Annotated in this window: 25 protein-coding genes and 1 tRNA gene; 13 read left to right on the top strand and 13 right to left on the bottom strand. The window is 39.2% G+C overall.

The window, feature by feature from the left end:
• Positions 1-5 precede the first annotated feature (5 nt).
• Positions 6-743, top strand: coding sequence for a molybdopterin-guanine dinucleotide biosynthesis protein B (gene mobB / locus TSIB_RS03740; protein ID WP_015849044.1), 738 nt, complete (start codon positions 6-8; stop codon positions 741-743).
• Between the two features lie 2 nt (positions 744-745).
• Here mobB and TSIB_RS03735 read toward each other — a convergent pair whose 3' ends face one another.
• A complete protein-coding gene (locus tag TSIB_RS03735; protein WP_048160265.1) occupies positions 746-1,147 on the bottom strand; it encodes a M67 family metallopeptidase in 402 nt (133 codons plus the stop codon).
• 139 nt (positions 1,148-1,286) lie between these two features.
• Here TSIB_RS03735 and TSIB_RS10295 point away from each other — a divergent pair, with 139 nt between their 5' ends.
• The 5 genes from TSIB_RS10295 (at position 1,287) to TSIB_RS03715 (ending at position 4,196) form a co-directional block, all read left to right on the top strand.
• Complete coding sequence (locus TSIB_RS10295) at positions 1,287-1,430, top strand: hypothetical protein (protein ID WP_187146417.1); 144 nt, start codon at positions 1,287-1,289, stop codon at positions 1,428-1,430.
• A 345-nt stretch (positions 1,431-1,775) separates the two neighbouring features.
• Positions 1,776-2,006, top strand: coding sequence for a PspC domain-containing protein (locus tag TSIB_RS03730; RefSeq protein ID WP_015849040.1), 231 nt, complete (start codon positions 1,776-1,778; stop codon positions 2,004-2,006).
• Entirely contained in the window at positions 1,981-2,424 is a 444-nt protein-coding gene (locus tag TSIB_RS03725) for a PspC domain-containing protein (RefSeq protein ID WP_048160264.1), read from the top strand. Before TSIB_RS03730 ends, TSIB_RS03725 begins: the two co-directional genes overlap by 26 nt.
• A gap of 3 nt (positions 2,425-2,427) precedes the next feature.
• On the top strand, positions 2,428-3,300 hold the full coding sequence (locus TSIB_RS03720) for a DUF4097 family beta strand repeat-containing protein (RefSeq protein WP_015849038.1): 873 nt from the start codon (positions 2,428-2,430) through the stop codon (positions 3,298-3,300).
• A gap of 5 nt (positions 3,301-3,305) precedes the next feature.
• Positions 3,306-4,196: a triphosphoribosyl-dephospho-CoA synthase gene (locus tag TSIB_RS03715; RefSeq protein WP_048160819.1), complete on the top strand. Its 891-nt coding sequence runs from the start codon at positions 3,306-3,308 to the stop codon at positions 4,194-4,196.
• On the opposite strand, the gene TSIB_RS03710 is transcribed toward TSIB_RS03715, so the two are convergent.
• Both TSIB_RS03710 and TSIB_RS03705 read right to left on the bottom strand, forming a co-directional pair.
• Positions 4,186-4,470 carry a family 4A encapsulin nanocompartment shell protein gene (locus TSIB_RS03710; RefSeq protein ID WP_015849036.1) on the bottom strand — a complete coding sequence of 95 codons (285 nt, stop codon included), beginning with the start codon at positions 4,468-4,470 and terminating at the stop codon, positions 4,186-4,188. The two genes, TSIB_RS03715 and TSIB_RS03710, sit on opposite strands and share 11 nt — an antisense overlap.
• A 33-nt stretch (positions 4,471-4,503) precedes the next feature.
• Positions 4,504-4,902 (bottom strand): OsmC family protein, encoded by a 399-nt coding sequence (locus TSIB_RS03705; protein WP_015849035.1) that lies wholly within the window; start codon positions 4,900-4,902, stop codon positions 4,504-4,506.
• 59 nt (positions 4,903-4,961) lie between these two features.
• Here TSIB_RS03705 and TSIB_RS03700 point away from each other — a divergent pair, with 59 nt between their 5' ends.
• Complete coding sequence (locus TSIB_RS03700; RefSeq protein ID WP_015849034.1) at positions 4,962-5,804, top strand: SPL family radical SAM protein; 843 nt, start codon at positions 4,962-4,964, stop codon at positions 5,802-5,804.
• 6 nt (positions 5,805-5,810) lie between these two features.
• Here TSIB_RS03700 and TSIB_RS03695 read toward each other — a convergent pair whose 3' ends face one another.
• The 6 genes from TSIB_RS03695 to TSIB_RS03675 form a co-directional block, all read right to left on the bottom strand.
• Complete coding sequence (locus tag TSIB_RS03695; protein WP_015849033.1) at positions 5,811-6,605, bottom strand: gamma-glutamyl-gamma-aminobutyrate hydrolase family protein; 795 nt, start codon at positions 6,603-6,605, stop codon at positions 5,811-5,813.
• Between the two features lie 108 nt (positions 6,606-6,713).
• The gene (locus tag TSIB_RS03690; RefSeq protein ID WP_015849032.1) at positions 6,714-7,136 is read right to left on the bottom strand and encodes a PPC domain-containing DNA-binding protein; all 423 of its coding nucleotides are present in this window, start codon (positions 7,134-7,136) and stop codon (positions 6,714-6,716) included.
• A 71-nt stretch (positions 7,137-7,207) separates the two neighbouring features.
• Positions 7,208-7,666 (bottom strand): 6-carboxytetrahydropterin synthase, encoded by a 459-nt coding sequence (locus TSIB_RS03685; RefSeq protein WP_048160263.1) that lies wholly within the window; start codon positions 7,664-7,666, stop codon positions 7,208-7,210.
• Between the two features lie 36 nt (positions 7,667-7,702).
• Complete coding sequence (locus TSIB_RS10410) at positions 7,703-7,876, bottom strand: hypothetical protein (RefSeq protein ID WP_015849030.1); 174 nt, start codon at positions 7,874-7,876, stop codon at positions 7,703-7,705.
• A gap of 649 nt (positions 7,877-8,525) precedes the next feature.
• On the bottom strand, positions 8,526-8,861 hold the full coding sequence (locus tag TSIB_RS03680; RefSeq protein WP_148206158.1) for a hypothetical protein: 336 nt from the start codon (positions 8,859-8,861) through the stop codon (positions 8,526-8,528).
• Between the two features lie 95 nt (positions 8,862-8,956).
• Entirely contained in the window at positions 8,957-9,358 is a 402-nt protein-coding gene (locus TSIB_RS03675; protein ID WP_015849028.1) for a hypothetical protein, read from the bottom strand.
• Between the two features lie 871 nt (positions 9,359-10,229).
• On the opposite strand from TSIB_RS03675, the gene TSIB_RS03670 reads away from it, so the two are divergent.
• Both TSIB_RS03670 and TSIB_RS03665 read left to right on the top strand, forming a co-directional pair.
• Entirely contained in the window at positions 10,230-11,012 is a 783-nt protein-coding gene (locus TSIB_RS03670; RefSeq protein ID WP_015849027.1) for a ParA family protein, read from the top strand.
• Positions 11,002-11,331 (top strand): hypothetical protein, encoded by a 330-nt coding sequence (locus tag TSIB_RS03665; RefSeq protein WP_015849026.1) that lies wholly within the window; start codon positions 11,002-11,004, stop codon positions 11,329-11,331. The genes TSIB_RS03670 and TSIB_RS03665 overlap by 11 nt, the downstream gene beginning before the upstream one ends.
• Positions 11,332-11,538: 207 nt before the next feature.
• Here the strand turns inward: TSIB_RS03665 and TSIB_RS03660 are convergent, their stop codons facing one another.
• Positions 11,539-12,774, bottom strand: a complete 1,236-nt coding sequence (locus TSIB_RS03660) for an Nre family DNA repair protein (protein WP_048160262.1) — start codon at positions 12,772-12,774, stop codon at positions 11,539-11,541.
• A 300-nt stretch (positions 12,775-13,074) separates the two neighbouring features.
• Here TSIB_RS03660 and TSIB_RS03655 point away from each other — a divergent pair, with 300 nt between their 5' ends.
• Both TSIB_RS03655 and TSIB_RS03650 read left to right on the top strand, forming a co-directional pair.
• Positions 13,075-14,607 carry a Kelch repeat-containing protein gene (locus TSIB_RS03655; RefSeq protein ID WP_015849024.1) on the top strand — a complete coding sequence of 511 codons (1,533 nt, stop codon included), beginning with the start codon at positions 13,075-13,077 and terminating at the stop codon, positions 14,605-14,607.
• A 149-nt stretch (positions 14,608-14,756) separates the two neighbouring features.
• On the top strand, positions 14,757-15,134 hold the full coding sequence (locus TSIB_RS03650) for an integrase (RefSeq protein WP_081432777.1): 378 nt from the start codon (positions 14,757-14,759) through the stop codon (positions 15,132-15,134).
• 347 nt (positions 15,135-15,481) lie between these two features.
• On the opposite strand, the gene TSIB_RS03645 is transcribed toward TSIB_RS03650, so the two are convergent.
• From TSIB_RS03645 to nikR, 3 genes are all read right to left on the bottom strand, one after another.
• Positions 15,482-17,344, bottom strand: coding sequence for a transglutaminase-like domain-containing protein (locus TSIB_RS03645; RefSeq protein WP_015849023.1), 1,863 nt, complete (start codon positions 17,342-17,344; stop codon positions 15,482-15,484).
• Between the two features lie 765 nt (positions 17,345-18,109).
• Positions 18,110-18,186 (bottom strand) — tRNA-Thr (locus tag TSIB_RS03640).
• A 43-nt stretch (positions 18,187-18,229) separates the two neighbouring features.
• Entirely contained in the window at positions 18,230-18,646 is a 417-nt protein-coding gene (gene nikR, locus TSIB_RS03635; protein ID WP_015849021.1) for a nickel-responsive transcriptional regulator NikR, read from the bottom strand.
• A gap of 88 nt (positions 18,647-18,734) precedes the next feature.
• On the opposite strand from nikR, the gene TSIB_RS03630 reads away from it, so the two are divergent.
• Both TSIB_RS03630 and TSIB_RS03625 read left to right on the top strand, forming a co-directional pair.
• On the top strand, positions 18,735-19,070 hold the full coding sequence (locus TSIB_RS03630) for a hypothetical protein (protein ID WP_015849020.1): 336 nt from the start codon (positions 18,735-18,737) through the stop codon (positions 19,068-19,070).
• Positions 19,071-19,136: 66 nt separating this feature from the next.
• A complete protein-coding gene (locus TSIB_RS03625; protein WP_148206155.1) occupies positions 19,137-20,072 on the top strand; it encodes a hypothetical protein in 936 nt (311 codons plus the stop codon).
• Positions 20,073-20,084 lie beyond the last annotated feature (12 nt).

Genomic DNA, 20,084 nt, shown 5'->3' with positions numbered 1-20,084 from the left:
TTAAAATGAGGGCCATGGCCTTTGTTGGATTCAAAAAGAGTGGAAAAACTGCAGTGGTTGAGAATGTTGCTAAAGAATTGAAAAAGCGAGGTTACAAGGTTGGAATAGCAAAAAGCATGCACGTCAACTTTGACAAAAAAGATAGCGATACATGGAAATTCAAAAAAATAGCGGATTATGTAGTTGTGAGGGCCCAAGAAACCGATGCGCTCCTTTTTGACGCAAGAGACCTAAATTCCCTCCTTTCAATGATGCCAGAAGTTGATTTCCTCCTTCTAGAAGGATTCAAAGATGCTAAACACATCCCCAAAATAATCTGCGCCAAAATTGAAGATGAAGTCAAGGAACTTAATGATGGTTTGGCCATAGGGATAAGTGGAATCATTGCAAACAAAGGTATAGAAAAGATAAATGGTCTCCCCGTTATCAATGCTCTAAAAACTCCAGAAAAAATCGCCGATTTAGTGGAAGAAAAAGGGTTTATATTGCCGAATATCAACTGTCGTATGTGTGGATTTGACTGCTATAAAATGGCGAAGTTAATTGTAAATGGCGAGAAGAGTGTCAAAGACTGTTCTGTCTTAAACTCAAAGCCCCGAGTAATGGTAAAGATAGATGGAAAAGAGCTTCCAATGAAAGATTGGGTTCAGGAACTTGTAGAAAAAACTATCAAAGGTATGCTTTCTGCTATGAAGAGTTATAAAGAAGGAAAAATCATTGAAATTGTTATAAAAAATGAGTGAGTTCACTCTAATTTCACTTCTATTCTTTCAACTCCTCCATCTTTAAGGATAAAAGCTGCATATTGGCCCAAATTATTCACTATTAACCAAACATTGCGCCAAGCTTTCATTCCCTTCAAATCTTTTTGTGAAGGATAGGGCGGAAAATTAACGTGAGAATGAAAGATACCCACTATATCTTTATTCTTTTTTTCAGCGCTTTCAAGGACTTTAAGAGTTTCTAAAGGGTCTATTTCAAATTCATGAGAAGATTTTAATATATTTTTCTCGAAAACAATGTAGTCTACGAAAACCTTCTCTCCCTCATCCCTACCAACTAAAAATCCACATATCTCTATATTTTCTTCACGAGCCCTTTTCAATATGTTGTTTAGATGTACATGTTTTATAAAAAGACACTTCATAATGGCTTCTCTACATTTTATCCTTAAATATTTTCTGTTCATTGGTGTACTTAGTTGTACAAAAAAGCTTATATTTTTAATTTACAAATGTCAAACCTCCAAGATGTACGCTCATACTGAATTTGATGAGGTGACAAAAATGCTTGCAAGAATAGTTTATTACAAAAACAGTACAATCCCTGAAGAAAAAATAATAGCTGTTAATAAGATTGAAAAAGCTATTGAGATAGCGAGAAAAAACTTAGGTAGAGACACTATCGGATTTGAGATTGAGGAAATTTAGTCGCGATTGCCTTCTTCTCCCTTTTTTATTCTATAAGCGAACTTTTATTATGTTTACCCTTTTTATGTCTCAATTAGTACATATTTTCCAGATAAAACTTGTTTTTAGTCCCTAAGGTTACAAGATCCCACAATAACCAAAGAGGAGTAATAAAAGAACTGAGAATTGACACCAAAGAATGAACTCCTTTTCTTTTTCTGTAAAATTTAACCTCAAGCAAAACACTATTTTCTGGCCAAAAATGATCGGCACTAAGATATATCATGACCGCAGAGTAAATATTGAAACACGCAAAGTATATTAAGTGTAACAAAGAATACTAATTCAAAGGAGAGGTGAATTTAGATGGAAAAAAAGTTGTATAGAAGTAGAAAAAACAAAATAATATTTGGTGTCTGTGGAGGATTTGCAGAGTACTTTAACGTAGATGCAACTCTCGTAAGGATATTGTTCATAATACTCCTCATAGCAAGTGTAGGAACTGCAGTGCTGTTATACCTCCTGCTGGCCCTTGTAATGCCGGAAGAGCCTGAAGAAAGGGGTGAAACAAGTGGAGACGAGACTCAAGAGGAGTAAAAAGAATAAAGTGTTCTTAGGAGTACTGGGAGGAATTGCAGAATATCTGAAAATTGATCCCACGATAATTAGGATCCTGTTCATACTGCTATGTCTAGTTGAACCAGTGTTTATCCTAGCATATTTCTTGATGGCCATTGTCATGCCAGAAGAAGAGGAAGAAACGATAACCGCAGAAAAGATTCCAGAAAAGGTTGGAATGTTAGCTGAAGAGGCCGGAGAAAAAGTAGAGAAACTTGTCAAAAAAGCCCCGGTAGTTGAGAAGAAAGATGACACGAAGCTTTTTGGAATCGCCCTTGTTCTTTTAGGAGCTCTGTTGCTTTTAAAAGACCTCATTAAACTTCCATTCCTCGGGCTTAGGGAAATTGTGGCCGTCCTTATACTTGTGCTCGGCTTATACTTAGTGGCGAGGGGATGAAAAATGAAAAGACTCCTCGGTCTCTTTTTAACATTTTTGGGGCTGCTGATCATTTTAAAAAGCCTTAGACCAGAGCTATATGATTACCTCCTCCCCTATGCACCTTACGTTAGAAGAGCTTTCTGGGGAGTAATCCTCATTATCGCAGGCCTATACGTGCTGATCAAAGACAAAACCGCAAGAACTGCTCTAGCAGTAATCTTCATCCTGTACTTAGTGCTGTTTCTTGTAACTCCGAGCTCATATTCTTCATGGAGGTTTTCCTTCAGAGATGCTGGAGAGGTAAAGGAAATCGGTGACTTCAGCGCTTCCGAGATAGCAATAGAAAATATTGCCGCAAAAGTGACCATAGAACGAGTACCAGGAAATACTATAAACGTCCTTAGCAATCTGCCAGTGGAAGTAAGTGATGGCGAAACTTTAAAGCTTTCATGTTCCGAGTGTGAAAAATACGAAAACGGAAAACTCCTAATACAAGTTGGAAACGAGGTTAAACTTGTTTCTTTAACCTTAAGAAACAGTGCGAGTGACGTTGACCTCAAATTGGGAGAGGTTGCATCAGTTACCTTAGACAATGTGGTGGGGGACATCAGTGCCTCTGGGGTATTCAGCTCTTTCATCGTCACAGACTTTGTAGGAGACATGGAAGTGACCCTTGAAAACTGTCCCGAGACAGAGATCGACGGATACTGCTCTCAAATTGAGATATATAGGGGAAGCGGAGATATTGACATCCACATCCCAGAAAACGTTAAGGTAACACCTCAAATTGAAGGCTCTTTAACTTCGGTTACCATTGATGAGGAGTTTGAAACTGGGGAGAAAACATTAAAACTAACAGTCAAAAGCTTCATCGGAAAAATAGTCGTGGAATGATGGACATGGACAAGTGGGAGATCGTAAAGGCCTTTACCCTTGGATCTCTGCTTGAAGTCGCAATACCCAAGCCCGGCAACGTAAACAGATATAGAGACTTTGAGGATCTTACCCTCTACCATTTTCTCTTTGCCAACACTTCTGTGATTGATGTCCTCTTTGAAGCCACTCATAGAGGTGAGCTCATAAGAGAGGAAAAACTTCAGCCAGAAGAGGCAAAACTCGGAGAACTTATAAAAAAAGCTGTTGGAAACTCCAAAAAAGTCCAAAATTCAAACCCCAACTTTGGGATAATAACCCTCGCAATTCCCCTCACTGTGGCATTTGGATGGGCGAATAATATCGAACTGGCCCGAGAAAAAGTTAAGCTTCTCATCTCGGCATCCAGCCCGTATGACAGTATAGACTTCTACAAAGCCATAAGAATTGCAAATCCAAAAGGGGTTAAGAAGGGAGTAACGTACGACGTTTACGATGATTCTTCTTTTGATGAGCTTGTAAGAGATAACATAAACCTAAAAAAGCTTGCTGAGATTTCAAGCGGGAGAGAACTCATATTCAAGGAATGGTTGAACGGTTACAAATTGAGCTACTCTACTTTTCATAGACTTAAAGAGTTAACCTCTTCCCTTCCTCTTGAACAGGCCACTTTAAAAATGTTCCTTGAGGTCTTAGCGAACCATTTGGACACTTTAATTATAAGAAAAGCGGGCCTTGAGGAAGCAGAGCTTGTCAAAAAGAAAGCAAAAGAAGTATTAACAGAAAAACTTGATCTTAAGGAATTCGATAAAATCCTGAGAGAAAAGAAAGACTCAAGAAACCCAGGAAGTTTGGCTGATATAATGGCAATCTCCCTGAGTTTGCTTATCTTGGATGGCTATAAATTCAATCTTTGATCACTTTAAGCCTTTTGGCCCCTCCAAGGCCAAGACCCAAGACTTTTGAGTCGACAACAACAGCATCTTTGCCAAACTCATCCACTACTCTTATGCTAAGCCCAGAAATCTCGGAAACAGAATCTTCTCCTCCAAACTCTTGATTAACCTGATTCTTCAAAAACTCATAAGCCTCCTTCCCAAACAAGACAACATCGGGCTCAAAGCCATCCAACTTAAGTTCATTAGCTTTTTCTTCAACAGAACCTAGAATCCTAATAAGTTCTCCCCTCATCGAAATCACCTATATAATATAGATAAGGGAGACTTAAACTTTTTCCCTAATAATTTCATAGGAATAAGTTACTTCAGCCCCGCTAAGCTTCAAATGAGCCCCTACCGAACAATATTTCTCTTGACTAAGCTCTATAGCTCTTTTAACCTTTTCTTCATTTACATCTCCATATATCCTGTAATGTAAGTGGATCTTTGTATAAATTCTGGGATGCTCGTCTCTCCTTTCACCACTTATTTCAACATCCAGGCCCTCTATGGGCTCACGCATTTTTTGCAGTATCATGACTACATCTATGGATGTGCACCCCGCAACGCTTAGGAGTAGAGTTTTCATTGGTGATATGCCATTTTCACCGAAGATTATTTTTCCACCCTCTTCAGTAAGCGCTTCAAATTTCTCATTGCCCATCCATTTAACTGTCCCCTTCATAAAACCACCATCTTACAATGGCAGGAAATTTTTAAATGTATTTTGTGAACCTAAGGTGTATGTACTTAAGACCCTTTGATCCATGGAGATCCAAACTCTGCACATGCCCGTTTAAGTATACCCTTAACGTCTATACAGGATGTGATCATGCGTGTGTTTACTGTTACATAACCTCCTACATTCCCAAAGCCTTTAAAATCCGAATAAAAGAGAACCTTCTCCCAAACTTAGAAAGAGAACTCCAAAGATTCAATAAAAACTTCATAATAGCCCTCTCCTATTCTTCCGACCCTTACCCCACAATAGACAAAGATTTGAGAATAACCAGAAAAGTGCTTGAACTTTTTAAGAGATACAATGTCAGATGTCTTATTCTAACAAAATCCAACCTATTTGAACAAGATTTGGATCTTTTAAAGAATTTAAAATGTGCCATTGGAATCACAGTTACAACCATAGATGAAGAAAAAGCAGGTCTTCTAGAGCCTAATGCACCCTCTCCACAAGAGAGAATTAAAGCTCTGAAAAAAGCAAAGAAAGAGGGAATCCCTGTGTATGCCAGAATTGATCCAATAATCCCATTCTACACCTGGAAAGAGTTTGATGAAACGCTTGAAGAGCTGAGTTTTGTATCTCACATAACAGTATCAACATTAAAACTGAGGCCAGATTCATGGAGAAGAATGGAACTAAAATTCCCCGAACTAATGAAGAAGCTTGAGCCACTGTACAAAAGAGGAGAGAAAATTGGAGGTTACCATTACTTACTAAAAAGCTTGAGATTTAGAATCCTGGAAGAAGCACGTAAAAAAATCGAGGGGAGAGGAATAACCTTTGGTTCCTGTAGAGAGGGTTATTATTCATATCCAAGCTGTGATGGCTCCCATCTGGTCCCAGTATAAAGGAACTCACAGTTCATGGATTTGAAAGCTCTTTGTAATCTCTTCTGCCGGATCATCCAAGCCGGACTTTTTCTTTTTATACTCAGAGGCTTTATCTACAAGAGCCTTAAAAAGTGGCTCCATTTCATCCAAATATTCTGCCCACCACTGAACCCCAATGGCAAATCGCCCTTCAACTTCCACTGCCTCTATGATGCCATCCTCAGCATAAGCAACAGGTTTTATATCGTTGCCCAATTTTTTAATCGCTTGATGATGAAAACTATTCACATCTATAAATGCCTCCCCATTAGCCTCTAAATTCAAATTCTCCTTGAGAATTTCAAAAAGCATAGAATCTTGCTTTATTCTCACCTCATGAACCCTTGTTGACGGATGGACCAGAAACTTTCCGTTTCTAATCCAGTTATGCTGTATGGATTTTGGAATCTCGTTAACATCTTGATAAAGACTCCCACCAAGGGCCACGTTTATTGCTTGGGCTCCCCTCCCAATTCCCAATATTGGGAGGTCTTTCTCTAAAGCAGCCTTGACTAATGCCAGCTCAAATTCATCCCTTTCAACATCAAGGCACTCTATTTTTTCAGATAGTGTGTCTCCATAGTGCTTTGGGTGAATATCTGGCCCTTCAGGGAGGATAATACCATCTATAGCTTCCAAAACATCTACTATCTCTAAAAGTGGTGGGATTGCAACAGGAATCCCCCCGACCTCTTTGACTCTCCTGACGTAAGTATCGTTTATTGTGAGAGCACCAGTTTCCCAGTTAAATGATGCAACAATACCAATAATCGCCTTCATATTTCACACCCCTGTTTCAAGTAGCCAACACCACCTAAATAGTTTTCTAAATAATCTTGAACAAATATCCTGATAATGGGACTAAGAACAGAAACATTGATATACAAGCTAAAACTCCTCCACATCCCACAATGCTAATCCATTTTCCTGGAGTTTCCTCTCCAACAATTCGCCTAATAGTTCTTGAACAACCACTTCTGCAACGAAAACTTCACCTTCCACCAAGTGGCCTCCAAACATTTTGCCTTCTTCATCACCCAAGCTCACGTGGATATGGGCAAATGGTTCGTTGTCTTTGAGACTTAAGTTGCCTATAGCAGAAATAAGTTCATAAGTCCCTTCAAGTTCAATAACTTTGTATTGCTTCGTCTCTTCTTCAAAATATCCTATCTTCGGATTTCTGAGTGTGCCTATCGCACTAATGGTGCCAATCAGGATATTGTGCTTTTTAGCAAACTCTGTCACAGAGTTTAGGAATTCTTTTCCCTCGGGTATTCTAAAGAGGAATGTCCTACCTTTGGAAAACCTCATATTAACCACCTAAAACTAAATATGAGCGGGGGATAATTTAACCTTTTAGGTCATTACAAAAATACAATGATTTAGCGTTCTAAAGTAATCTCTGCATAACTCCTTGGATCTTCCCATATTTTTACTCTGATTTTCTTAATATTTTGCCCGGCTTTTTCAGCTATTCTCTCTGCAAACCACTCGGCTATTAGTTCAGCGGTTACATTGGGTTTGTTAAGAATGACAACCTCATCCCTAGGGAACTCTAAATGCTTGCCATTCTTTTCAACAACCACGCTCCCGTCTCCTTTAACACTCACCCAATCCTCACTAACTAGCATCTTGTGATCAAGAAGCTTTATGAGGTTGCTTAAGTGATTAAAGTCAAAAATCATTCCATTCTCGTTTAGCTTTCCCCAAACCTCAACATCAACCTTGTAAGTATGCCCGTGAATCCTAAGACATTTGCTCTCATATGGCAAGACCAAAAAATGAGAGCTGTCAAATTCTTTATGCCACCCTATTTTTCTCTCAGTAATCTTAAACTTCATTGGCCTCACCCCCAAATAAGAATCGAAACAAGCTTATTAATCTTTTTGGCCATGTCTTATACCTTTTATATCTTCCCTATTTAACGTATGTTTCTCCAGTATGTGCTGTTTTAGTTCTTCAAGGCTTTTTGCCTTGTATCCACAGAATGGGCATACAAATGTTTGACCATTTTCCATGCTTCTTCCACCAAAAGAATGTAGTGTGGCCATGATATAAATACTCTCTGTATATTTTTACTTTATCCAGTAGTATTGGATAGTGCAACGTACTCAATTCCATCTCTCAACTTTTACTTGAATTAATTACGATAGAATCTATTTATGTTATTTAAAATTTCATGTCGTTTATATTAATATTAAATGAAATTGCTCATTATTAAAAATAAAGAAATATTAATTTATAAAAGTTATAATAATGGTAAAAATTACTATAATACTAAATTATAAAACTGTCATTTTTTACGAGATTAGGTAGTATAAATGGGCAATCAAGACCTTTGAGAGGTTTTCGCAATAAGAGCCATCCTTGCAAAAGTTGAAGAGTTGTAGTTGCATAAGCCGGCATCTGCACCAATTTTTTCTATTACAATCCTAGGTGGTAATAATTAGAAAGGATATCCATGCTTTGTTGCCAGTTATTCCATATTCTTGATGAGATATATAACTTACGGCGGAGATTAAGAGGATTTCGGATATTCAACTAGCCCAAGTTCATCCAAAATCAAAAAATATTAAGAACAGCTGAGGGGACATTTTGACAAAATATTTTCTTAAAATCGGATATATTCATTGAATCAAATCTACAAAGCTTTAATCAGATTAGACCACCTTTATTATCGGTTTAAGCTTCATTAAACTATTATTTCAGGAGTTTATTATAGGCCTTAATCATATCTTCGGCTAACCCGGGATCACTTTTTTGAATATACCCAGGGATTATTACGAACGCTTTAACGAACCTATTCTCAATCCTCACAGACTTTTTTGGATAATTAAGTTCATCTAATACACATTTTTCCAGCATGGAGAGACAATTAATGGGAATTACAAACTCCAATTTATCATTTTTCTGATTTTCCCTGAAAAAAGGCCTTAAATCACTGCGCTCAAGAACTGCCTGCTGGAGCTTTGCTATTAGTATTTCCCTCGAAAGAGACAGGAGTGAAGGATATTTAATAGTATCTTCTCCTCTCATATTTGAACCCCAAATTAATGGACCACACGTGTTTTTAAATGTGTTGATTTTACCACTATACATAATTGTCATATAATAAGCCTTATATCTAAAACTCATGCACAATAACATACATCATAAACCCCACAAATATCAAGAACGAAAATATGGAAAGTCCGTAAAGCCCAGACATATTTCACAGATTTCCAGAAGCCAATGATAAACCCTGGTCCTAAGAGCACTATAGGTGCCACAACATTCTCAGTATACATGTAAAAAGATACCACACCAAAAACAAATGCTATTATATTCAAAAAGAACATAACCCTAACTCCCCCAGCATCTCTCTTTGGCACTATATCCGAGCTTATTTGGTCTATTGACCAGAAAGTCAAAAGCAAATAACCAAAAGCCGCAAGAAATCCAAGTAATCTCGCTGGGCCATCCGAAAACATCGCTGTAAGTAGGGTTGTTAAGAAAGCCTCAACATATACCAGGAATCCTATAACATCCAACATTGGCTGATCACCATATATTACTAATAACAACACCAAAGTTTAAAAGAGTATCTAATACTTCAAGTCCCTTCTGAAAAGTAAAATATCATTGCACCTTGTTACTCAGGCGAAAATGGATCATATACTACTTCCCATCACCATGAGGATAAATTAATAAAATAATTAAATAATTATTGCATTTTCTGTTATTTAAAATAGATCTAAATTGATTTATATTATCGACAAAAGGCTCTATGTACATTTCAAGGATAGAATCTACAATCAAGACCATTATCTATTATTTAATCACCTCTCAACGACCATTTTTGCTCTTTTTCTTAAATAATAAATTAATAAAATAATTAAAGAATACAATAATTATTTAATTATGTGACCTCTCTTTCCCTGCTGGAGCCCTACCTGTTATTGAGATCATTTAAAAGTCAGTGAAATAATATTACTATTTAATATCATAATAATTTGACATTTTTTACTATTTACAATTTTATTATTAATATTATGTTAGTTTATTTTTGAAAATAAAATTATAAGATATAATAATCGTGAAAAAATCCTATTTTGTAATTAAAAATTTTTATTAGTAATAATATCATGACCATTCATTTTAGTAAAAAATTAAGTCAAAGTTTGAGAGTTAAAGTAACACAACCTATTTTATTAATATAAAACGATTAGATAGCCATCTAAACAGACTAAACAAATACGCTCTTTTAAGCCTTTAACTGAATAATAGAGGCCCTTTAATAGTTATTAACAACAAAACAGGCCCATGACAACATTCTCCCCGACAAGAAAGAAACGTCTTTTAAAGAAGCCCAATATTCAGTAAGGTTATTAAATAATTATTGCATTATTTAATTATGGTGATCAAATGGCGATTATAATCAGTATTGCTAATCAAAAAGGTGGTGTTGGAAAGACTACAATCAGCCTCAATTTGGCCTATGCACTGGCCAAAAAGGGGTATGATACCCTAATAATTGATACTGATCCTCAGTTCAATCTCACATTCGCTTTAATCGGTATGGATATCATAAAACGCAATGACAACAACATCGGGACACTTCTAATAGAGAATGCAGTGAAAAAGACTCAAATCGAGAATGCTATTATACCCATAGAGGAGAACCTATCACTCATACCCTCTCATCTAAAAGTTTCTGCAATTGAGAGGCTACTTATGACAGCATACATGCGCGAACAGCGACTTAAAAGGGTTTTAGAAAAAATTGAAGACGAATATGACTTTATAATCATCGATAACCCTCCAAGCCTGGGAATATTCTTAATAAACTCCCTTGGGGCCTCGGATTATGTCTTGATCCCAACTGAATTAGGGTATTTCAGTGTCATGGGGGTACAGCTAACACTTGATGTTATCAGGGAGATAAAATCCACCGAACTCAATCCAGACTTAGAGATCATGGGTATTGTTGCAAACAAATTTACACGCCAGAGCAAAGTCCCCCAGGTGAGGTTGGATCAGCTGAAAGAGACCTATCCCGACTTACCTGTAGTGGCCATTTTGCCGAGAGCAGTTGCAGTTGAGAAGTCTCAAGGAGAAGGTAAGCCAGTGTTTGAGTTTGATCCCAAAAACAAAGTATCAAAAGCATTCCTACAACTTGCGGAGAAGGTGATAAAAAATGTCAGGTAAAAAGAAAAGCTTACCAAAACTCCCGTCCATGAGCAGTGAGGTCGTGAAAACCCTAACGGAAGAACCAAATAACAGGCCAAAGATAAAGAAAGAGACCGAAAAGAAGATGAAAACTCTCTATATAAGCGTAGAGGCAGATAGACTACTGAGAACATTATATGCAGAGGGAGAAGGGAAGCAGAATGAAATCTTTGAGAAAGCCATACGGCTTTATTGGAGCCTCCGGGAAGTTTTACCGGAGGAGGGGTTTAGGAGATTGGTAAAACTGGCCGAGAAGGAGGAAATCGAAAAGATAAAGCGACGGCTTGAGTTTAAGTGATTAAATAATGCAATAATTATTTTATCATTGGTTTTAATTTTGGGAGTGATCTCAATTCTCCTTTTTAACAAAGAATTGTTATAAATTAAGGCAAGGGGCCTAAATAATACAATAATAAAATAATCATTGAAAGCCTTACAGGCCTCATCAGTTAGCTTTTTGCTCCCATGTTCACAGAGCAATTTCTCCAAGAATATGCTATAGCTCTCATTCCTTCTTCAGAAACTCATCTATAGTCTTTGTAAACTTTATCCTCCTCAAAAGGGCCGAAGATGAAAGCCACTTACCACTACCAAGCTTTGTTTCCATGTTTAAAAGTTCCATGACCTCGTCCAAGGTGTCTGTCTTTAAAACTGGTGGAGAATTAAACATGGCCCTAACACTTTCTCTAACAAACCAAACCCCTACAGGAATTTTAAATCCGGGGTAAATCTCCCTAAGGAGTATAGCGGTGGCTTGTCTTTTTATTCTCTTTAAATACTCAAGTGTTGCGAGCATGCTTGCATAATAACATCCCCCTATACCTGGGTAAGTTGTCCTTCCGTGATACCCCTCATGGTCACCTTCGATAACCACGTTGTCTGCGCTTGGGTTCCATGTGGATCCAGGCCACCATGCTTCCATCCATTCGTAACTCCATTTGGCCGGATACAGTATTGCGATAAACAAATTATCATGAAGGCGATATCTGAAAACTAAAATCTCGTTCAAGGGCTCGTAGTCTTTTATCTCCTTGATCAGGTTTCTGCAAAGCATACTATCTACTGCGGTGATGCTCCACCTTGTGGGGACAAGTCTTCTCCTACCTTTAACACCAAATGCACCAGTGCTAAATACCTTCTGTATATGTGAAACCGGCACACCAGACTCATATAAATACGTAACCGCTTCAAATGCTGGTAAATCGGTGTCATCGTGGGCCTTCTCCACGGGCCTTGGAATGGATGGGTTTCCAAGGATCTTCATGTTGTTGAGTGGAGAGCGCGGGCCCTGTGGCGGCTCATGCTCATTGAACGTCATAAACGGCCGTGGAGGCTTTTTTAGAATGATCTCAACATCCACAGGTTTGGAGCTCATTGCCAAAAGCCTTAACTCATCGATAAGTTTATCTTCAGGTTTTTTCACATCTGCTATTTTAATGCCAGTTATAAGGCTCCATCGATACTCAAGGATATCCTCTATCTTATGATTAATCCACAGTTCCGGAAAATCAAAAATCTTTGTGTCTCCAATTAAAGGTGGCGTGGCAGGGCCTATCCTCACGTAGGGGTAGCCTACCCTACCTATAAAAATCGACGGTGGAGTGGAACCCTCTATGGTTTTTGATGAAACACTTCGCCTAACTCTCAAAGTGGCCCTAGCTCTGGCTATCACGGGGCAATACGCAAGGCCACACCATCCTCGGCCCCTGCACAGTATACATAAACTTGGATCTAACTTCATCGAGTCAATTACCCATATATTCATAGGTTTGAAGGGATAATTAAAGGTTGCCTCCTCACTCAAAAAGCCTTTACTTAAACCATCAATAGGTATCGGACGAAATTGAATCCATCATTGACTTTTGATATTCCATAAAAACTGTAGAAATCCAAAAAACGCTAAATGAAGTACATATCTAAGAGGAGCCTACATATATATGTCTTTCTCACCTACATCCCACTGTTAGGAGAGGCTTTTACATAACCATTATTAAGAATTATGACTTATTATAACCTAGGGACTAGTATCAGGTGTGGTCCCATGAAGAGAATATTAATCCTCCTTTGGCTCCTCATCTTTCTTGGAACGCTGATTCCAGCCGAAAAGGTGAGTATCGAGGAACACCTTTACTGGGTTAAAACTTATGGTGGAAGTGACTTTGATGTAGCTAATGCAGTTGCTGTTGCTCCAAACGGTGACGTAATTGTAGCAGGCGCTACTGGAAGCTTTGGCGCTGGTAAAGGTGATGTTTGGGTTCTCCGCTTGGATGAGAAGGGAAATATTAAGTGGCAAAAAACGTGTGGCGGGAGTGACGGGGATGGAGCTCATGCAGTTGCAGTTGCTCCGAATGGTGACATTATAGTGGCGGGTTTGACTTGGAGTTTTGGCACTGGTAAAACTGACGCTTGGATTCTTCGCTTAGATGAGAACGGGAATGTCAAGTGGCAAAAAACCTACGGTGGAAGTTTCATTGATGTGACTTCCGCGGTTGCAATTGCTCCGAATGGTGACATTATAGTGGCAGGCTACACTGAAAGCTTCGGTGCTGGTGAGAATGATTTTTGGGTTCTCCGCTTGGACGAGAATGGGAACGTGAAATGGCAGAAAACGTACGGCGGGAGTAGCTATGACGACGCTACAACAGTTGCAGTAAGTGAAGACAATGACGTAATTGTAGCAGGATCCACTGCGAGCTTTGGTGGTGGTGCACAAGATCTTTGGATTCTCAGACTGGACGAGAACGGTAATCTCAAGTGGCAAAAAACCTACGGCGGGGGTGACTTTGAGGTAGCTAATGCAGTTGTTGTGGCTGACAATGGTGACATTATCGTAGCGGGTATGGCTGGCTTCGGTGCTGGTAAAGGTGACGTTTGGGTTCTCAGGCTTGACGCTGAGGGGAATCTCAAGTGGCAGAAGACTTATGGCGGGAGCTACCTAGATGGGGCTAACACGGTTATCCTCACTGAAAATGGCGATATAATAGTGGCAGGCGCCACTGCAAGCTTCGGCACTGGCACTCCAGATTATCCAAACGCTTGGGTTCTTAGGCTTGATGAGAATGGAAATGTGAAATGGCAGAAGGCCTATGGGGGAAGTGACCTTGATGTAGCTACTGCAATTGCCCTCGCTCTGAATAGTGACATTATCGTAGCGGGTATCACTAACAGCTCTGGCACTGGTAAAGATGATTTTTGGGTTCTCAGATTCCCCCCAGATGGTTTGATTCCCGGTTTTTCGATGGACTCTGAAGCCATCATCTGGAATTTGGCTATTCAAAAGAGCAACTCAAATGCCACAATATCTGATTCTGAAGCTAGAGTAATGGATTCTAATGCTATTGTGTTGAACTCTAAAGCCATTATCACTAAAGTAATAGAGCTGGAGACTCTTAAAACAACAACTACAACGACCACTACTGAGACTACAACTTCTACGGCTACGACTACTACCAGCCAAGAGCAGGCCACTGAAACTACCGAAGAAGAAAACAGTGACATCTGCGGCCCAGCAACTTTCCTTGTCTTTGTCCTCATTGGTGGAGTTGTTACCAGAATTAAAGGTGAAAAATGCTAGTAAGATCTCCCTTACCTTTCTAATTTCTTTATCTTATGCACGTGAGTTAAACAAAAACTCCAGAAGAGTGAGTCAACTAAAAGTTAACTCAATATGCCAATGCCCTCCGCTCGTTCTTAACATTTTTGAGTGAAGAAAAGATACTCCCAATGGAACTTGTAAGCCTCTTCAAACTCTTAGTTTATAGTGGTTTACGGTTTTCTCAAGCGGTGAGGCTCTTGAATAACTTTGACTCTACAAAGCTCGAAAGGATAAACAATAGGACAGCTCGCTATCCAATGCAAGAGTTCTCAAGAGGGAAGAAAAGGGCCTTTTGGGCCTACATGCCATTGGACTTTGCTTTGAACCCTCAAAGAATTAATATTGACTATTACAGAGCAGAAAAGATAACCTATTTTGGCAAAATCTCCTCAAATACTATTCGCAAATGGTTTTATACATTCTTAAGAAGGAATGGTGTTCCTGAAGACGTGGCGGACTACATCCAAGGTCGTGCATCCGAAAGAATTGGGAGAAACACTATTTAGACAAAACAACCCTTACGGATGAAGCGCAGTCCCGCATAGTGAAGATATTGAAAAAAGTTGTGGAGGGGAGGCCTTAAGCCACACTTTACATCTTTTTAGTGCAAGTTTCTCATACTTTCATGTGATATTCTCAGGCTTAGCTTTTGCTAATACGATGGGGTTTAAGTTTGGGTTTGGATTTTTTTCACAGCCGGATTAGCGTTCTACATCATAATCCTACTGATAACATTGTCTAGGCTCGACTTGATACTCCAGCCTAATGAGTGGGGCTCCTTAAGTTGCTTCAAATCTAGGATCGGGTTATCACCGTGAAAAATTGGGACATTATTGAAAACAAAAGGAGAAGATTATTTTGCAATTTCCATCACCATTACAATCCTCGGGATTTTGAACGCGTCCCCCGTAGAGTCTTTAATAATGATCACATTGTTTTCATCAGCATCCATGATTAGGTAAAACTTGTCACATTGCTCAATTACCTCTTTCCAGTTATCCTTAAGAAATGCTGGAATTGGCCAGTAGTCCTCTATAAGCTTTTCCCCTATTGCTGGATGATAGTAAAGTGCAAAATACTCGTAATACCGCCACAATGTCCAGCCTTTGGTAAAACCAGAGGGTAAAGACATTTTTGTAGTCTCATTGGTCGATTTTATGGACTTCAACTGTGTTTCTGCGTTTTGTTTTAACCTCTCATCCTCTCTATAGTCAGGGTACAGCTCCAGGAACTTTTGTTTTGTGAGTTCTATAATGAAGTCAATATCTTTCTCCGTCATAGTGTATGCTTTTTTCTTCATGAACTTCCCAGTCCAAATCCAGTTAGAGTAAATTATCGGTTCGCCATTTTCATCAAGTTTAATTATGTAAAAGGTTACATTGGCGATTTCTCCCATTTCTGCTCTTAAGGAATCCCAGTAGTAATTCCCAATAGGCTTCATTGGAAGGTGCTGATCTAGGACGAAGTATTCGCTATCAATTTTTATTGCCACGGTGTTATGTCCGACCTCTTTATCTTTATAGTTGATATCCAGCATGTACACTGGGCTTATATTTGACTCAAGGAGTAGAGCTGCTGTCAGGATTGCATAATCACCACAAATCCCACTTTTGCGATAAATAGTATCGTTGGCTGCTTGGAGTCTCGTCAGCTTCTTGTAAAGCTCGCGTTCATGCCCTGAAAGGGTGCTCCAATTGTATACCATCTCTTCAATGAGGTCAAGTTTGGTATAGTTGTATTGTATGTTCTCGTCAATCCATTCAAGAATCGCCCAAGCCCTGTCCAAAGTGGTGTTGTATTCCATAAATTGTTTTGACACTGGACTTACTTCTTTTCTGAGAAGTTTGCTCAATCCCGCTTTGAATGCTTCTTCCTCATACTTATACCTCCAATCATGTGCTGGATTCGTCCCAATCTTTACCTCGTAACCGTCAGGTAGATAATCTCCATCGCTATCAACCAGATAATTTCTGTCACTATCAACTTTTAGGGGGTTAGTTTCAAAAACTATTTCATGCCCATCTAGCAAACCATCATCATCAGAATCGGGATTCAACGGGTCTGTGTGGTATTTTACAAGCTCCTCCCCATCCCATAACCTATCATTGTCCGTATCTTCTAATAGTGGATTCGTTTTTAGTTCAAGCTCTGCTGAATCATCCATCCCATCACCGTCACTGTCTTCTGTTGTTGGGCTCGTGTTGTAGGTGAATATTTCCGCATAGTCTGTGAGTCCATCCCCATCCGTGTCCTGCGATAATGGGTTTGTGAAGTAGGTATTTACTTCATCCGCATCCACTATATTGTCACCATCAGTATCTTCTAAGGTGGGATCTGTACCTTTTTCTACCTCAACATTGTCACGAAGCCCATCACCATCAGTATCAACGTCAAGGGGATTTGTGTTGTATTCAAAAAGTTCCTCATAATCCGTAAGTCCATCTTCATCCGAGTCAACTTTGAGCGGATCTGTATGATATTTGTGGACTTCATCCCCATCAATTATCTTGTCTCCATCTGTATCCGGATTAGAAGGATCAGTTCCATATTTCTGCTCTTCATCAAAGCTCAGCCCATCGTTATCCTCAGGGTTTGTTGAGGAAGAAACCGTAGGTTCTTCTCCCCCAGGTTTTTGGATGCATGCACTGCTAAGAAGCGTCATTGTTACGAGCAGTATTACAAAAAGAGCATGTTTTTTCCTCAATATATCCACCATGTAGGAATGACATAGATGTATATTAAACTTTTGTGCCATTAAAAACTTGAACCACTAAACACAAAACCCTAGGAAGGAAATAGTGAAGCCATTTTAATCCTCTTTATCAATACTAAACATTGCGCCCCGGAGATGACTTTATATCAAAAACAAAGAAAAATCAGGGTAAGTTTAATGAAGTCTCCGCATCATCAAAAAACTTCCTCCCTACACATAAAGTTGAACTCCCTGTATTTGGCTTCTTTCGGGAAGGAGAGCTGGACCAAACCAACTACTAGAAGACCTCGAAATGAAAAACTTGGTGAGTTAACGGAGAGGCAACTCACTCAAAGGTGATGTCCAAGGAGTACCGGGAGGCAGGACAAAACGTGGGTTATAAACCCTTATGTCTATTTTATAGATGAATGGTATGGCGGGTTGAAAATAACTACTAATGTCAGGACCAACGCTTTAGGGTTGGTGGAGGATAGAGGATTTGTAGGTCTCTCCAAGGTTGAAGAAGTACATGTTAGGAGCGGAATAGAAAAAGAACTCTTATTAATTCACCTTCTGGGCAAAAATGACCAAGTGACCACTAATAAAAAAGGCTCTCACTCGGGAGATTCACACAAGAAAAAGGGAAAGACACGCACTCACGTGACTCTAGATGAGGATGTGTTCGAAGCTCTTGAGAGTTTTCCTTTTAACAAGTCCAGACTTATTAACGCCCTGCTCAGGTGGTTTATTTTTGGGGAAGAAGTGAAGTTTATGAGGAATACAAACTTGTGGAGCCGGGACCGGGATTTGAACCCGGGACCTGCGGATTACGAGTCCGCCGCCCTACCGAGCTAGGCTACCCCGGCACACACCCAGAGGTGTTGATAATAGGGAAATTTATAAGCTTTTTCATACCAGCTCTTTGCCAGTGGTGGTCATGACGAGCTTCCCATGCTTCACCCCTTTTAAGCTGATTAGTCTCTCAGCAATCGTTTTCACCCTGCTGCCCTTTCCTTTAACAACGATAACTTCAAGACAGTTATGTTCATCCATATGCACGTGAAGACTTGATATAATCTCGTTCACATAATCATGCTGCATGTCCAAAAGCTCCTTCACAACATCGGCCTCATCGTGGTTGTAGACTATCGTTATAGTGCCTGCCACTTCTTTATCCCCCTCTTCCCACTCATGTCTAACTATGAAATCCCTTACTAAATCCCTTATGGCCTCACTTCTGTTAGCGTATCCCTTCTCTTCCATTATCGTGTCAAATTTTTCCAATAAATCTTCTGGCATTGAAACTCCAAAGCGGATTATTTTCATACTTCACCACCTTTGTAAAATAATCGTCTCTAATATTTAAATTTTGAGAAAGGAAAAATAGATAAGGAAGGTTAAGGAAAAGTAATACATGCAAAAAAAGTTTAAACTGGATGCTGGAAAACTCATTATTATCCTGTTTTTAGCATACTTGGTATTTCTCTTCTGGAGTATGAGAGCAGTTCAGCCACCTCCCCATCTACCACCGGAAGAGGAGCAAGAGAACATACTTATTGCCGAAAAACTTGGTTTTCTCAATGACAATAAGCTAAGCGAAGAGGAAAAAATCGTGGTGCTCAAGATTTATCCCCTTTACAAGTATCGTACAAGTCTTTTTGATGAGGTGGAGACTGACAACCCCTTACTCCTCGCAAATCTAAGCGAACAAGTTAGTGAGATATTAGAAAAAGTCCCCCTTCCTCTCTGAGATGACATGGTGCGCTTTCTGTTCTCCGAGAGTCCATATACCCTTGAGGACTTCTCAAACAGGGTGATGATATTTAAGTCTCAGGTAAATGAGTTTCTCAAGACCTACGAGAAATTACCCCCGAGAATTAAGAATGGGATAGAGAACTCAAAAAACATTTACGAAGTAAAAAGCCTCCAAGACTATATAGCCATAGTAAAGCTGCTCTACATGAACCTATATGAACTTCCACCCGACATTATAATAGCAATAGACAATGCTCAAGGCATTCTAGATGGTTTTGAACCCCACGAGATAGAAGAGTTTTTAGATAGCCTCAACTCGGTTAGAGAAAGATTCTTTATGAACCAAACGTTTAGAGAATGGTTCGTTGAAAATTCAAGACACTTTGATGCAACTAATATCGAAACAAGCTGGGATAAATTTGTACAAGAACGCCAAAAAGACACAACGCCTCCAAAAATATGGGGTGTTGTAACAAGTGAAGGAGAGAATATCAGAGTAAGTTTCACGGTAAAAGACAATGTAAATGTTCCAAAGGAAATAGTCATCAAAATAGGAGCAAAAACAATTGCTCTTCCGATTTCCACCAATTCCCTTACATATATCGGTGCCATAGAGTTTGAACAAGAATGGGGAGAATACAATGTAACAGTCACAGGTATGGATGCAAAAGGGAACAAACACTCTGCAAAAATTGACTTCTCCCACTACCCTGAAATCTTCGAAATAAAGTTTGATGGGAGTGGCGAAGAGTTCCAGAACGCCCAGCCTTACACTAAAGAAGAACTCACAAAGATGTGGCGCTATGCGGCCAAATACAAGCCTCTGCAGATTTACAAGATCGTTTATCCATACTTGGGATTTGACAGATATGGAAAAATGAAATTTGATGGTGCAATGGAATTCTTTTACGAGAAAGCAAAAAGAGATCTTTTCAAATTCTACCACAAACCCCTCCCATTCTATTCAATAACCCTCTTCATATTGTGTATTTTGTAAACAGCTATGTGC

The sequence above is a fragment of the Thermococcus sibiricus MM 739 genome (assembly GCF_000022545.1).
Taxonomy (GTDB): domain Archaea; phylum Methanobacteriota_B; class Thermococci; order Thermococcales; family Thermococcaceae; genus Thermococcus_A; species Thermococcus_A sibiricus.
The sequence above is the reverse complement of the archived record's forward strand: the minus strand, read 5'-3'. Positions and strand labels throughout refer to the sequence as shown.

Bases quoted from the DNA above. Each gene is read 5' to 3' on its own strand.
- mobB (WP_015849044.1), top strand. From the start codon at position 6: ATGAGGGCCATGGCCTTTGTTGGATTCAAAAAGAGTGGAAAAACTGCA.
- TSIB_RS03735 (WP_048160265.1), bottom strand. From the start codon at position 1,147: ATGAAGTGTCTTTTTATAAAACATGTACATCTAAACAACATATTGAAA.
- TSIB_RS10295 (WP_187146417.1), top strand. From the start codon at position 1,287: ATGCTTGCAAGAATAGTTTATTACAAAAACAGTACAATCCCTGAAGAA.
- TSIB_RS03730 (WP_015849040.1), top strand. From the start codon at position 1,776: ATGGAAAAAAAGTTGTATAGAAGTAGAAAAAACAAAATAATATTTGGT.
- TSIB_RS03720 (WP_015849038.1), top strand. From the start codon at position 2,428: ATGAAAAGACTCCTCGGTCTCTTTTTAACATTTTTGGGGCTGCTGATC.
- TSIB_RS03715 (WP_048160819.1), top strand. From the start codon at position 3,306: ATGGACAAGTGGGAGATCGTAAAGGCCTTTACCCTTGGATCTCTGCTT.
- TSIB_RS03710 (WP_015849036.1), bottom strand. From the start codon at position 4,470: ATGAGGGGAGAACTTATTAGGATTCTAGGTTCTGTTGAAGAAAAAGCT.
- TSIB_RS03705 (WP_015849035.1), bottom strand. From the start codon at position 4,902: ATGAAGGGGACAGTTAAATGGATGGGCAATGAGAAATTTGAAGCGCTT.
- TSIB_RS03700 (WP_015849034.1), top strand. From the start codon at position 4,962: ATGTACTTAAGACCCTTTGATCCATGGAGATCCAAACTCTGCACATGC.
- TSIB_RS03695 (WP_015849033.1), bottom strand. From the start codon at position 6,605: ATGAAGGCGATTATTGGTATTGTTGCATCATTTAACTGGGAAACTGGT.
- TSIB_RS03690 (WP_015849032.1), bottom strand. From the start codon at position 7,136: ATGAGGTTTTCCAAAGGTAGGACATTCCTCTTTAGAATACCCGAGGGA.
- TSIB_RS03685 (WP_048160263.1), bottom strand. From the start codon at position 7,666: ATGAAGTTTAAGATTACTGAGAGAAAAATAGGGTGGCATAAAGAATTT.
- TSIB_RS10410 (WP_015849030.1), bottom strand. From the start codon at position 7,876: ATGGCCACACTACATTCTTTTGGTGGAAGAAGCATGGAAAATGGTCAA.
- TSIB_RS03680 (WP_148206158.1), bottom strand. From the start codon at position 8,861: ATGAGAGGAGAAGATACTATTAAATATCCTTCACTCCTGTCTCTTTCG.
- TSIB_RS03675 (WP_015849028.1), bottom strand. From the start codon at position 9,358: ATGTTGGATGTTATAGGATTCCTGGTATATGTTGAGGCTTTCTTAACA.
- TSIB_RS03670 (WP_015849027.1), top strand. From the start codon at position 10,230: ATGGCGATTATAATCAGTATTGCTAATCAAAAAGGTGGTGTTGGAAAG.
- TSIB_RS03665 (WP_015849026.1), top strand. From the start codon at position 11,002: ATGTCAGGTAAAAAGAAAAGCTTACCAAAACTCCCGTCCATGAGCAGT.
- TSIB_RS03660 (WP_048160262.1), bottom strand. From the start codon at position 12,774: ATGAAGTTAGATCCAAGTTTATGTATACTGTGCAGGGGCCGAGGATGG.
- TSIB_RS03655 (WP_015849024.1), top strand. From the start codon at position 13,075: ATGAAGAGAATATTAATCCTCCTTTGGCTCCTCATCTTTCTTGGAACG.
- TSIB_RS03650 (WP_081432777.1), top strand. From the start codon at position 14,757: ATGGAACTTGTAAGCCTCTTCAAACTCTTAGTTTATAGTGGTTTACGG.
- TSIB_RS03645 (WP_015849023.1), bottom strand. From the start codon at position 17,344: ATGGTGGATATATTGAGGAAAAAACATGCTCTTTTTGTAATACTGCTC.
- nikR (WP_015849021.1), bottom strand. From the start codon at position 18,646: ATGAAAATAATCCGCTTTGGAGTTTCAATGCCAGAAGATTTATTGGAA.
- TSIB_RS03630 (WP_015849020.1), top strand. From the start codon at position 18,735: ATGCAAAAAAAGTTTAAACTGGATGCTGGAAAACTCATTATTATCCTG.
- TSIB_RS03625 (WP_148206155.1), top strand. From the start codon at position 19,137: ATGATATTTAAGTCTCAGGTAAATGAGTTTCTCAAGACCTACGAGAAA.